A 12,358-nucleotide genomic window follows, 5' to 3' on the forward strand; every position below is an offset into this window, starting at 1 on the left:
GTACGCCCTGACCGAGGCGATTCTTGGGGGCGCGCGGGCCGATCGGGCGGCAGGCACGAGCGCGTGCGCCCGGGCTTGCCACGGACGGCCGAACGGGCCCCGCGCCTCAGGCCCCGCGCGTCAGGTCCCGCGCGTCAGGTCCCGCGCCTCAGGCCCCGCGCGTCAGGCGCGTATCAAGACACGATGTCCTTGCGCGAGAACCCGCGGAACGCGAGCGCGAACAGCACCAGCGCGTACGACACCGACACCGCCGCTCCCTTGACCATCCCGCCCCACTCCAGCTGAGGCTGCAAGGCGTCGGCCCACGCGAACTGCCAGTGCGCCGGCAGGAACTCCCGCCACGACCCCAGCGCCGTCACCGCGTCCAGCACATTGCCGACGATCGTCAGCCCGACCGCGCCGCCCACAGCGCCGAGCGGCGCGTCCGTCCGCGTCGAGAGCCAGAACGCCAGACCGGCCGTCACCAGCTGCGAGACGAAGATGAAGGCCACGGCGAGCGCCAGCCGCCCCACCGTGTCCCCGGCCGCCAGGGCGCCGCCCGCCGGCAGCTTCAGCGGCCCCCACCCGTACGCCGCCGTGCCCGCCGCGAGCGCCACGACCGGCAGCAGCACCATCGCCGCCAGGCTGAAACCGAGCGCCACGACCAGCTTGCTCCACAGCAGCCGGGCCCTCGGTACGGGCGAGGCCAGCAGATAGCGCAGCGAGGACCAGCTGGCCTCCGACGCCACCGTGTCACCGCAGAACAGCGCCACCGGCACCACCAGCAGGAACCCGGCCGACACGAACAGGCAGGTGGCCGCGAAGTTCGCGCCCGAGGCCGTCGCCGTGTCGATGAGGGTGATCCGGCCGTTGCCGCCGTCGCGGCTGCCCGGTCCGCCGCCCACGGCGAAGGCGATCATCAGGACGAACGGCAGCGCGGCCAGGATCCCGCCCATCACCAGCGTCCGCCGCCGACGCCACTGCCGCAGCGCCTCCACGCGCAGCGGGAGCGTCCGGTTGGCCCGGTAGCCGGGGGCAACCTCACTCGTGCCGCCCCGTGAGGTCCCCCCGTGTCCGGCGGTCCCGCTGCTCTCCACGTCCGTCACGGCGCTCATGCCGCACCTCCGATCAGGGTGAGGAACGCGTCCTCGAGCCGCCGGTGCGGTCCCACTCCCGACACCGGCACCTCCAGCCGTACGAGTTCTGCGATGAGCGTCGCGGCGCTCGCGCCGTCCAGCCGTACGAGCAGCCCGTCGTCGGCGCTCTCCACGGACTCCACTCCCTCCAGCGCGGCAACCTTCCCGAGCGTCACCTCGTCCACCGGCCCGGCCAGCGTCACCAGCAGCGCGTCCCCGCCGCCGGTGATCTCGGCGACCTCGCCCGCCTGTACGAGACGGCCCCGGTCCATGACGACCAGGTGCGTGCAGGACTGCTCGACCTCCGACAGCAGGTGGCTGGAGACGATGACCGTCCGCCCGCCCGCCGCGTACCGGATCATCACGTCGCGCATCTCACGGATCTGCGGCGGGTCCAGACCGTTCGTCGGTTCGTCGAGGATCAGCAGATCCGGCATGCCGAGCATGGCTTGCGCGATCGCGAGGCGCTGGCGCATGCCCTGCGAGTACGTGCGCACCGCGCGCTCCAGCGCGTCGCCGAGCCCGGCGATCTCCAGGGCCTCGTCCATGTGCGAGTCCTCGGCGGGGCGGCCCGTGGCCTGCCAGTACAGCTCCAGGTTGGCCCGTCCGGTCAGGTGCGGCAGGAAGCCGGCGCCCTCCACGAACGCCCCGACCCGCGACAGCACGGGCGCGCCGGCCCGCACCGCGTGCCCGAACACCCGTACCACCCCGGCGTCCGGCGTGATCAGGCCCATCAGCATGCGCAGGGTGGTGGTCTTGCCCGCGCCGTTGGGCCCGAGCAGGCCGAGGACCTGGCCCTTCTCCACGCGGAAGGACAAGTCCCGTACGGCGTAGCGGTCCTGCGACTTGGCGTAGCGCTTGGTGAGTCCGGTGATTTCCAGCGGTACGTCGGCCAGTGCCGGTTCGGGCTGCGGTGCGCCCGCCCGGATCCCGCCCCGCCCCCGGCCGGTCCTCCGGATCCCCACCAGCCCCGCGGCCAGCAGCGCTGCCCCGAGCGGCATCCCCCACGTCCAGGCGGGCAGTGCGGAGGACGCCGTCCGCACGCCGCCCGCGACGGGCACGGCCAGCGGGCCCTGCGCCGAGACGGTGTAGGCCGCCGGCGCGACCGGGGACGCGTAGCCCAGATCGGTGGCGGCGACGACGAGCCGCAGTCGGTGCCCGGCTTCGACGGCGTGGTCGATCGCGGGCAGCCGCAGCTCGACGGCCTTGTCCTGCTGGGCGTTCTCCACCCGTACCGAGGCCACCAGCTGGCTCGGCAGCACCTGCTGGCGCCCGTCGGGGCCGACGTCGTAGACCTTGCCGAACAGGACGGCCGAACCGTCCGCAGCCGTCGACCTCACCTTCAGGGTGACAGTCGGGGTCCCGGTGATCCGTACCTCCTCGGTCAGCGGCTCCGAATCGAACCGCGCGTTCTGCCCGGGGAAGTCCAGCGAGATCCCGGCTCCGAGGGCGGCGAACTGCCCGCCGATGCCCGGCAGCGCGGACAGCGCCGGCGGGGCACCGCCGGCCGGGTTGCCGAAGCTCTGCTCCCGGCCGGCCAGGGCGAACTCGCGGGGTCCGGACCGCAGCCCGGGATAGGCGGAGCCGCTCGCTCCGCGCAGTTTGACCTCGCCGTCGGTGGAATCGATGCCGCCGGAGCGCGAGACGCGGAAGGCGGGGCCGGTGTCCACGGCCGTGTCGTCCTTGAGGTAGCGGTCGAACCAGGACTTCACCCGGTCCTCGACGCGGTCGGCCTCCCGCATGCCGCCGTCGTGGCCGCCCGCCGCCCAGTCCACGGAGACGGGCGCGCCGTTGGCGGCGATGGCCTTCGCCATGGCGTCTGCCTGGTCCAGGGGGAAGAGGGAGTCGCCCTGGCCCTGGGTGATCAGCGTCGGCACCTTGATGGCGGAGCCGACCGCCGACGGACTGCGCCGCTCCAGCAGCGCGCGGGCCTCCGCGTCGGGCGCGCCGGCCACCGCGACCCGCTCGTACATGGCGCACAGCTCGGGCTGGAAGCGCCCGCAGCCGGGTGCGGACGGCGGGGCGGTGTTCGCACCCGGACCTCCCGCCTGCATGCCGCCCGCGGAACCGGTGGTGAAGAAGAGGCCGGCCCACAGCTTCTTGAACACGCCCCCCGGGAAGAGCGCGTCCGCGAGGTTCCAGTACGTGATCGAGGGGGCGATCGCGTTCACGCGCGGGTCGTGACCGGCCGCGAGCAGCGAGACGGCTCCGCCGTACGATCCGCCCGCGACGCCGACGCGCGGATCGCCCGCCGCGTCGAGCCGGACCTCGGGGCGGGCCGCGAGCCAGTCGATGAGCCGGGAGACGTCCTTGACCTCGAAGTCGGGGTCGTTCAGCCCGATCTTGCCGCCGGAGCGGCCGAAGCCGCGCGCCGACCAGGTCAGCACGGCGTACCCGTCGCGGGCGAGGCGCTCGGCCTGCGGCCGCATGTCCTCCTTGCTGCCGCCGAAACCGTGCGCGAGCAGTACGGCGGGACGTTTCTCTCCCTCGCTCCCGACATCGGTCCCGACATCGCTCCCGGAGGTGAAGTACGAGATGTCGATGTCGGCGCCGGGCATGCTCAACAGGCGGTCCTCGCGGTGCACGGCCGGAGCGTCGCCGGCGGCGGCCGTCAGCGTGCCCGCCCCCGCGACGACGGCGAGCGCGGCGGCGCCCGCGAGCAGGCGGCTTCGGCGGCGCCGGGGCAGTCGGAGCTTCATACGGGAACCCTAAACGCCAGGCCCGCGCCGCCCGCGCTCCCACAGAGTGAACCGCAGACCTTCTCAAGGACTACGCCGGCCGCCGCGCGTACCGCGCCTGCGGTACGCGGGGGCGGGCCGGCCCCAGGCCGACCTGCGCCCGGCGCCGACCGGCGGGAGGATGGCCGCATGCTGCTGGCCGAGGTCGCGCGCGTGTCCCGGGAGGTCGCCGAGACCTCCGCCCGGTCCCGGAAGACCGCCCTGCTCGCAGAGGTGTTCGCCGCCGCCCCCGCCGATGAGGCCGCCCTCGTGGTCTCCTACCTCGCGGGCCGGCTTCCGCAGGGCCGCCCGGGGATCGGCTGGCGCGCGCTCGCCCGGGAGGTGGAGCCGGCGGCCGAGCCCGCCCTGACCGTCTCCGCCGTCGACGAGGCAGTGACCCTGCTCGCCGCCGTCGCCGGGGCCGGTGCGCAGGCCGAGCGCCGCCGGATCCTGGACGGCCTGCTCGGCGCCGCGACCGAGGCCGAGCAGCGGTTCCTGCGCAGCCTCATCTCCGGGGAAGTGCGCCAGGGCGCGCTGGACGCCGTGGCCCTGGAGGGCGTGGCCGCCGCGGCCGGGGTGCCGGCCGCGGAGCTGCGCCGGGCCGCGATGCTCGAGGGCTCCCTGCCCCGGGTGGCCGGGGCCGTCCTCGCCGACGGGGCGGCGGCCCTGCGCGAGGTCGCGCTGCATGTGGGGCGGCCCGTACAGCCGATGTTGGCGAACACCGCCAAGACGGTGGCCGAGGCGCTGGCCGCGCTCGGGCCGTGCGCGGTGGAGGAGAAGCTCGACGGGATCCGGGTGCAGGTCCACCGCGAGGGGGACGACGTACGGGTGTACACGCGCTCCCTCGACGAGATCACCGACCGGCTGCCGGAGGTGGCCGAGCTGGCCCGGTCGCTGCCGGGGGAGCGGTTCATCCTCGACGGGGAGGTCATCGGACGGTCCGCGGCGGACGGCCGGCCGGTGCCGTTCCAGGAGGTGGCGAGCCGGGTCGGCTCCCGGCTCGACGTCGAGGCGGCCCGGCGGGCGCTCCAGGTGTCCCCCTTCTTCTTCGACGTGCTGGCGGCGGGCGAGGAAGTACTCCTCGACGCGCCGGTCCGCGAGCGGTACGAGGCGCTGGCCGCCCTGGTGCCCGAGGAGTGGCGGGTGCGCCGGCTCGTGGTCGAGGATCCGGTGGCGCAGTCGGCCGAAGCGGAGGAATTCTGGGCGCAGACCCTGCGCCGGGGCCATGAGGGCGTCATGGTCAAGGCCCTCGACTCCACTTACGCGGCCGGCCGGCGCGGCAAACACTGGCTCAAGGTGAAACCGGTGCACACCCTGGACCTGGTGGTCCTCGCCGTCGAACGGGGCCACGGCCGGCGCACCGGGCTCCTGTCCAACCTGCACCTCGGCGCGAGGGCCGCCGACGGCACGTACGCCATGCTCGGCAAGACCTTCAAAGGGCTCACGGACGAAATGCTGCGCTGGCAGACCCAACGGCTCGGCGAGCTCGCCGTGGCGGACGACGGCTTCACCGTCACCGTCCGCCCCGAGCTGGTCGTGGAGATCGCTTACGACGGCCTGCAGCGCTCCCCGCGCTACCCCGCCGGCGTCGCGCTGCGCTTCGCCCGTGTCCTGCGCCACCGCCCCGACAAACGGGCGGAGGAGGCGGACACGGTGGATACGGTGCTCGGGGAGCGTGACGGTGACGTGCGGCCCGGCCCGGGATGACCGGAGGTCAGGCGCTGTCCCGGCCTCGACGGACGGTGGCCGCGGCCGGCGGGTGGCGGGGGCCGGCGAGTGGCCGCGTCCGGGACGGAAGATCATCCATCCGGGGGTGCCCGATACCCTGGTGAAATGACGATGCGCAAGACAGTTCATGTGAGTGTCGACGCGATGATCGAGGACCTCAGGGCACTCGTCGAGGTCGAGTCCCCGTCGCGGGACCCCGACGCTCTGACGGCGTCGGCCAAGGTCGTCGCCGCCGTCATCGAGAGCCGCCTCGGCGGGCAGGCCGCCCTCATCGAGAGCGAAGCCGGACCGCACGTCCACTGGTCGGCCGGGGGCGATCCCAAGGTGCTGGTCCTCGGTCACCACGACACGGTGTTCCCGCTCGGATCGCTCGAACGCCGTCCGTTCACCGTCGAGGCCGGGCACGCCACCGGACCCGGGGTCTTCGACATGCTCGGCGGTCTGGTGCAGGCCGTCCACGGCCTGGCGACCCTCGAAGACCTGTCGGGCGTCGAGATCCTGGTGACCGCCGACGAGGAGGTCGGCTCCCGCTCCTCCAGGGCTCTGCTCGAAGAGCGGGCCCTCGCCTGCGGTGCGGTCCTCGTGCTCGAGGGCGCCGCCGACGGCGGGGCCCTGAAGACCGGCCGCAAGGGCTGCGGCACCTTCCAGGTCTCCATCGCGGGCCGCGCGTCCCACGCGGGCCTCGAACCCGCGGCCGGGGTCAACGCCTTGATCGAAGCGGCACACCAGGTACTGGACATCGCGGCGCTGGGCCGGCCCGGCATCGGCACGACCGTCACCCCGACCGTCGCGTCCGCGGGAACCCTCGACAACGTCGTTCCCGCCGAGGCGACCGTCATCGTCGACGTCCGCGTCGAGTCGGACGCCGAGCGGGAGCGGATCGAGTCCGCGTTCGCGGCACTGGCTCCGCACCTCGACGAGGCGGAGATCGTGGTGCGGGGAGCCATCAGCCGGCCCCCGATGCCCGAGTCGGCCTCGGCCGATCTCTTCGCCGTGGCGAAGCGGCTGCTTCCCGGTCTCGAAGGCAAGGCCGTCGGCGGGGGAAGCGACGGCAACTTCACGGCCGCGCTGGGCGTGGCGACACTCGACGGCCTCGGAGCGGTCGGGGGCGGCGCCCACGCCGACCACGAGTACCTGGTGGTCGGCTCGATGGCCGAGCGGGCGAACCTCGTCGCCGGTCTGGTGAAGGCCGTCCGGAACGCCTGAGGGGGCACCTGTCGGACGACAACGGCGGCTTTTGCCTCAGAGGCAAGGCGGATTGCCAGGGGGGTAAGGGTCTGGCTCAATCGGAGCATGACAACCGGTCCTGCCCCCGGCCCCGACGAGGCGGCCGCCCCCGACGGCGGCAACCCCGCGGCCGGCGACGTCGGCGGCGAGCTGCCCACCGTGGCCCCGCGACTTGCGCCGCCGCGCCGGGCTCACCCTGGAGGCCGCCGCCGCACGGGCCCGGCTCTCCCCGGCGCACCTGTCGCGGCTGGAGACCGGGCGGCGCCAGCCCTCGCTGCCGCTGCTGCTCGGACTCGCCCGCACCTACGGTACGACGGTCTCGGAGCTGCTCGGGGAGACCCCCGCCGTCGCCGATCCCATCGTACGGGCGGGCGGCCCGGGTGCCCGCGAAGCCGATGGCTGGACGTACTGGCAGGCCGGCGGCTCCGGCCGCGGGATGCAGGCGCTGCGGGTGCACGTCCCCCACGGGCGCAGCCAGGGCGAGCTGGTCCGCGTACATCCCGGGGAGGAGTGGCTGTACGTCCTCAAGGGGCGCCTGCGGCTGCACCTGGGGGACACCGAGCAGCTGCTGGAGCAGGGGGACAGCGCGCACTTCGACTCCCTCACCCCGCACCGGATCGGTGCGGCCTCGGCCGCCGGGGCCGACCTCCTGTTCGTCCACACCCTGCTGCAGAGCAGCCTCGCCGGGCTGTGCCTGGGCGGCGGGACCACCACGCACCGATAGCCGAGGAGCCGTACCCATGTCCCAGACAGAGCAGCAGCCCGAGGCGGGGGAAGCCCGGCCGACAGCCCTCATACGGCGCATCGAGTCGAAGTTCCCGCGCGGTCTCGTCGTCCGGCTCATCGCCTACTTGTTCGTAGGCCACCTCTTCGCGTTCTTCGTCTACTTGCTCTTCGTCCTGGGAGGCCGGAACCAGTGACGGCGGGGCCGAAGTTTCCGCTCACAGCACTAGGAACCTGCAGGTCCTGAAGCTACCCTCCGCGCATGATTTCCACGGTTGTCTGGGGTACCGGCAACGTCGGCCGTTTGGCCATCCGTGCCATAGAGGCCCATCCGGCGCTGAAACTGGCCGCCGTCATCGTCCACAATCCGCAGAAGGTCGGCCGCGACGCCGGTGAACTCGGCGAGCTCGACTACGAAGTCGGGGTCGCGGCCACCGACGACATCGAGGCCGTGCTCGCCGCCCGTCCGCAGGCGGTCGTCTACGCGGCCTCCGGCGACATCCGCCCCGACGACGCCCTCGCCGACATCACGCGGGCGATCCGCTGCGGGGCGGTCGTCGTCAGCCCCGCGCTCTACCCGCTCTACGACCACCGCAACGCTCCACCGGAGTTCCGTGATCCGGTGGCCGCCGCGGTCGCGGAGGGCGGCGGTTCGCTCTTCGCCTCGGGCGTCGACCCCGGCTGGGGCAATGACGTGCTCCCGCTCCTGCTCAGCGGACTCGGCACCAGGATCGACGTCATCCGCTGCCAGGAGATATTCGACTACTCCACCTACGACCAGCCGGACTCGGTCCGCCTCCTCGTCGGCATGGGCCAGCCCATGGACTTCGAGCCGATGATGCTCATGCCGTCCATCCCGACCATGGTGTGGGGCGGGCAGATACGGATGATGGCCCGCGCCCTCGGCGTCGAACTCGACGACATCCGCGAGACCGTGGACCGCCGGGCCCTCGACACCACCGTCACCACGCGGACGATGGGCGAGTTCGAGGCCGGAACCCAGGGGGCCATCCGCTTCGAGGTGCAGGGCATCGTCGAGGGCGAACCCCGCATCGTCATCGAGCACGTCACCCGCATCCACGCCTCCTGCGCCCCCGACTGGCCGACCCCGCCCGACGGCGGCGACGGCGCCCACCGGGTCATCATCGAGGGCCGCCCGCACATCGAGGTCACCATCGAGGCCACCGACGAGGGCGAGAACCGCTCCGCCGGCGGCAACGCCACCGCCGTCGGGCGCCTCGTCGGCGCCATCGACTGGCTGGTGGAGGCCGAACCGGGGCTCTACGACGCCCTGGACATCCCACTGCGCCCCGCCATCGGCAAGCTCGGAAGGAAACTGCCATGAGGATCGACGTACCCGAAGGCCAGCACCCCATCGAGTACGTGTGGGGCGACCTGGTACCCGGCATCGGGATGGCCGCTGCCAACTTCTCGCTGTCGGTGTACGCCCACACCACCCTGGGACTGCGGGAGTTCGAGGCCGCCCGGCTGCGCGTCGCGCAGATCAACGGGTGCGTCTTCTGCCTGGACTGGCGGACCGACCGGGACGGGGAGAAGGTCGAGGAGGAGTTCTCCGAGGCCGTCACCGAGTGGCGCACCACCGACCGCTTCGACGAGCGCACCCGGCTGGCGGCCGAGTACGCGGAGCGGTACTGCCTCGACCACCACGCTCTGGACGAGGAGTTCTGGGAGCGGATGACCGCGCGCTACAGCCAGTTGGAGATCGTGGAGCTGACGATGAGCATCGGGTCCTGGCTGGCCTTCGGCCGGCTCAACCACGTGCTCGGCCTCGACAGCGTGTGCGTCCTGCCCGGCCACTGAGGCGGGGAGCGGGGCGTACACGGGTCCGGGGCCGTCGGTGAATCCGACGGCCCCGGTCTTCGTGCTTTCCATGCCCCTACCTGTCGGCCGGTGCTACAGGTCGGTGGCGATGATCTTCTCGATGTTGCGCTCGGCGAGCGCGGTGATGGTGACGAAGGGGTTGACGCTGGTGTTGCCCGGGATCAGCGCGCCGTCGATGACGTACAGCCCGGTGTAGCCGTGCAGGCGCCCGTAGTTGTCGGTGGCCTTGTTCAGGACCGCGCCGCCGAGCGGGTGGTAGGTGAGGTGGTCGCCCCAGATCTTGTTGGTGCCGAAGAGGTCGGTCCGGTAGATCGTCCCCTCCTTCGAGTTGATCTTGTCGAAGATGGTCTTGGCCATGTCGATCGACGGCTGCTTCCAGGCCGTCTGCCAGTTCAGCTCGACCGCGCCCGAGGCCGCGTTGTACGTGAACTGCGCGCGGTTCGGGTTCTTCGTGATGGACAGGTAGAAGGAGGCGTAGGTCTCGATGCCGGTCGGCAGCGGGGCCACTTCGGCGAAGGCGCCGCCCGCGTCCCAGTTGTCGATGCCGCCGCAGGGGATGGAGGCCTGCACCTTGCCGGTCGCGTCCCACATGTGGTTGGCCCGGCCGCACATGACGTTGCCGTTGTCGCCCCAGCCCTTGCCGATCTCGCCGTTCAGGTTGGGCAGCGCGCCGGTGGCCTTCAGCCTGACGAGCAGCTTGCTGGTGCCGACGCTGCCGGCCGCGAAGAAGACCTTGTCCGCGAGGACGGTCTTGGTGCCCACGGTGTCGCCCGAGGTGTTGATCTGGTCGATGACGACCGTGTACCCGTCGTCGGAGGCCGGGGAGACCGAGGTCACCTTGTGCAGGGGGGAGATGGTCACCTTGCCGGTGGCCTTGGCCTGCGCGATGTAGGTCTGCTGGAGGGACTTCTTGCCGGCGTTGTTGCCGTAGAGGATCTCGCCGGCGACGGCCGACTTGGGGACGGTCCCGGCCGCCTCCTTCTTCATGTAGTCCCAGTCGTACACGTCGGGGACGAAGACGAAGGGGAATCCGGCGCGCTGGGCGTGCTTGCGGCCGACGCGGGCGAACTGGTAGCAGTCGACGGTGTCGAACCAGGCCGGGTCGATGAGGCTGACCCCGAGACCCGCGTTGGCGCGCGGGTAGTAGGTGTTGTACATCTCGTCCACGTCCACGGACGGGAGGACGGCGCCGAAGTTCGCGCGCTTCGGGGTGACCGCCATGCCGCCGTTGACCAGCGAGCCGCCGCCGACGCCACGGCCCTGGTAGACGATGATCCCGCCCATTTCCTCGGCGTCCAGGATTCCGGTGTAGCGCGGGACGTTCTTGTCGATGGGGAAGCCCAGGAAGTTGCTCAGGGGCGCCTTGGTCCTGGTGCGGAGCCAGTAGGCGCGGTAGTCCGGGCTGGTCGTGTTGCAGAAGATCTTGCCGTCCGAGCCGGGGGTGTCCCAGGCCATGCCCATCTCGATCATGTGGACGTCCACGCCGGCCTGGGCGAGCCGCAGCGCGGCGACGGATCCGCCGTACCCGGTGCCGATCACCAGGGCCGGTACGTGCGCTCCGTTGTCGATGGGGCTGGTGGCGGCCGCGCCGGCCGTCGCTGCCTGTGCCGGGGACGGAGCGATCTGGCCCGCAAGGGCCATAGCTCCCAAAATGGAACCAGTTCTACCCAGGAACCCACGACGCGAGACGCCGTTGATGTTGGTTTTGTGCAGGCCTTTGTCGCCCATGTGAGCTTCCTCACTCTTGGCTGAATGAGAACGAGTTCTACTGCCGAGTGCTTGTGAAGTCACTAGATACGTCGGGGTATCTTTCGCCGGTCACGGCGGTGACGGACGCCAATTCGGCTCCTGTGCAACGGTGTTGAAGGTCCCATCGGACGCTGGGAATGACGACCGGCTGTGGACGGCCGATGGCCGCGCAGTGACGGTCGCGCCGAGGGGGACGGGCCGGCCGGCCGCGCGTGTCCGCCCCAATCCGCCACGTCAGAAGTCGAACGCGTTGCGGCGGACCGTCCCTCCGGGGGGAAGTGGAGGTCTCGGCGCATCCAGCCACTCCGTCATGGCTGGGTCCCACGGGGTCCGAGGCTGAAAAGCGGCAAACCGCAGGATGGGCCCGTGATCGGAGCCGGAATCTTTTACCTTCGCCGAGTGGTTCTGTTCGGTGCGCGTGCCGGCGTTACAGGCCGCTCGCGCTCCGCCCGAACGCCTCTCGTACGCGAGGGGAATCCTCGCGGCGGCCGGTCCAGGCCAGGATCAGCGTCGAGGCCGCCGCCGCGAAGGCGCACCAGGTGGAGGCGAATTCGAGCCTCCACAGTGCCGTGCAGACGAGGGCCCCGGCGGCCATCAGCAGGCCGAGGAGGCGGAGCCGGCGGTCTCCGGAGATCAACAGGGCGCCGACCGTGGCGAACAGATAGCCCGCAAGAACCAGCGGCATCCATGGAACGTTCACGCCGTATCCGAGCGTGTGGCCGCGGACCTCCGCGCACGCCGGGCGCGTCGCCAGGCAGTACGAGAGGTACGCGCCGGTGGCGAGTCCCACTGCGGCGGGCCACCGCAGGCGGGGCCGGAGCGCGGGCGCGGCGGCGAGCAGCACGGCGAGCGGCACCCATACGGGCAGCAGCGGCAGGGCGATCGCCGCCCAGGCGGTGGTGGCCGGGCCGCAGCCGCCGCCGGAGTGCCAGACGGCGGCTTCGGTCAGCTGGTGCGCGCCCAGGAGGGCGGGGAGTGCGGCGAGGGGAAGGTCCCGGGGCCGTCGGGTGCGTGCCAGGCAGGCGATCCCGACGGCGGTGATGACCGCCCCCGCCGTCAGATCGGCCGTCGCGCTCCAGCACATGCGACCTCCCGGTCCCACGGTAAGCCGGTTCGATGCCGTCTGCCACGCCGCAGATTGATGGAAGAATTCGACAATGAAGAGAAGATTCCTGCATGACTCTTGCTGGGTTCGCGTGCGGGGTCCTACTGTCCCGGCTATGCCGCCCAGAAGAGCCGTCCCCGGAAGAGCTGTTC

Annotated in this window: 10 protein-coding genes; 6 read left to right on the forward strand and 4 right to left on the reverse strand. The window is 72.1% G+C overall.

Annotation, left to right across the window (positions count from 1 at the left end):
* Nucleotides 1-173 precede the first annotated feature (173 nt).
* Together J7F03_RS17205 and J7F03_RS17210 are read right to left on the reverse strand one after the other, a co-directional pair.
* Nucleotides 174-1,094 (reverse strand): ABC transporter permease, encoded by a 921-nt coding sequence (locus J7F03_RS17205; RefSeq protein ID WP_251072030.1) that lies wholly within the window; start codon nucleotides 1,092-1,094, stop codon nucleotides 174-176.
* Nucleotides 1,091-3,814: an alpha/beta fold hydrolase gene (locus J7F03_RS17210; RefSeq protein ID WP_214950321.1), complete on the reverse strand. Its 2,724-nt coding sequence runs from the start codon at nucleotides 3,812-3,814 to the stop codon at nucleotides 1,091-1,093. Before J7F03_RS17210 ends, J7F03_RS17205 begins: the two co-directional genes overlap by 4 nt.
* Nucleotides 3,815-3,982: 168 nt before the next feature.
* On the opposite strand from J7F03_RS17210, the gene J7F03_RS17215 reads away from it, so the two are divergent.
* The 6 genes from J7F03_RS17215 to J7F03_RS17240 all read left to right on the forward strand — a co-directional run bounded on the left by J7F03_RS17215 (nucleotide 3,983) and on the right by J7F03_RS17240 (nucleotide 9,331).
* The gene (locus J7F03_RS17215) at nucleotides 3,983-5,539 is read left to right on the forward strand and encodes an ATP-dependent DNA ligase (RefSeq protein WP_214950322.1); all 1,557 of its coding nucleotides are present in this window, start codon (nucleotides 3,983-3,985) and stop codon (nucleotides 5,537-5,539) included.
* 126 nt (nucleotides 5,540-5,665) lie between these two features.
* The gene (locus J7F03_RS17220; RefSeq protein WP_214950323.1) at nucleotides 5,666-6,766 is read left to right on the forward strand and encodes a M20 family metallopeptidase; all 1,101 of its coding nucleotides are present in this window, start codon (nucleotides 5,666-5,668) and stop codon (nucleotides 6,764-6,766) included.
* A 193-nt stretch (nucleotides 6,767-6,959) separates the two neighbouring features.
* Complete coding sequence (locus tag J7F03_RS17225) at nucleotides 6,960-7,511, forward strand: helix-turn-helix domain-containing protein (protein ID WP_214950324.1); 552 nt, start codon at nucleotides 6,960-6,962, stop codon at nucleotides 7,509-7,511.
* Between the two features lie 16 nt (nucleotides 7,512-7,527).
* Complete coding sequence (locus tag J7F03_RS17230) at nucleotides 7,528-7,707, forward strand: DUF6126 family protein (protein ID WP_214950325.1); 180 nt, start codon at nucleotides 7,528-7,530, stop codon at nucleotides 7,705-7,707.
* 65 nt (nucleotides 7,708-7,772) lie between these two features.
* Nucleotides 7,773-8,855 carry a dihydrodipicolinate reductase gene (locus J7F03_RS17235; protein ID WP_214950326.1) on the forward strand — a complete coding sequence of 361 codons (1,083 nt, stop codon included), beginning with the start codon at nucleotides 7,773-7,775 and terminating at the stop codon, nucleotides 8,853-8,855.
* A complete protein-coding gene (locus J7F03_RS17240) occupies nucleotides 8,852-9,331 on the forward strand; it encodes a carboxymuconolactone decarboxylase family protein (RefSeq protein WP_214950327.1) in 480 nt (159 codons plus the stop codon). The genes J7F03_RS17235 and J7F03_RS17240 overlap by 4 nt, the downstream gene beginning before the upstream one ends.
* 93 nt (nucleotides 9,332-9,424) lie before the next feature.
* Here J7F03_RS17240 and J7F03_RS17245 read toward each other — a convergent pair whose 3' ends face one another.
* Complete coding sequence (locus J7F03_RS17245; RefSeq protein WP_214950328.1) at nucleotides 9,425-11,080, reverse strand: GMC oxidoreductase; 1,656 nt, start codon at nucleotides 11,078-11,080, stop codon at nucleotides 9,425-9,427.
* Nucleotides 11,081-11,528: 448 nt separating this feature from the next.
* Nucleotides 11,529-12,185: a DUF6629 family protein gene (locus J7F03_RS17250; RefSeq protein WP_214950330.1), complete on the reverse strand. Its 657-nt coding sequence runs from the start codon at nucleotides 12,183-12,185 to the stop codon at nucleotides 11,529-11,531.
* Nucleotides 12,186-12,358: the final 173 nt, after the last annotated feature.

It is taken from the genome of Streptomyces sp. ISL-43 (genome assembly GCF_018614195.1).
Lineage (GTDB): Bacteria > Actinomycetota > Actinomycetes > Streptomycetales > Streptomycetaceae > Streptomyces.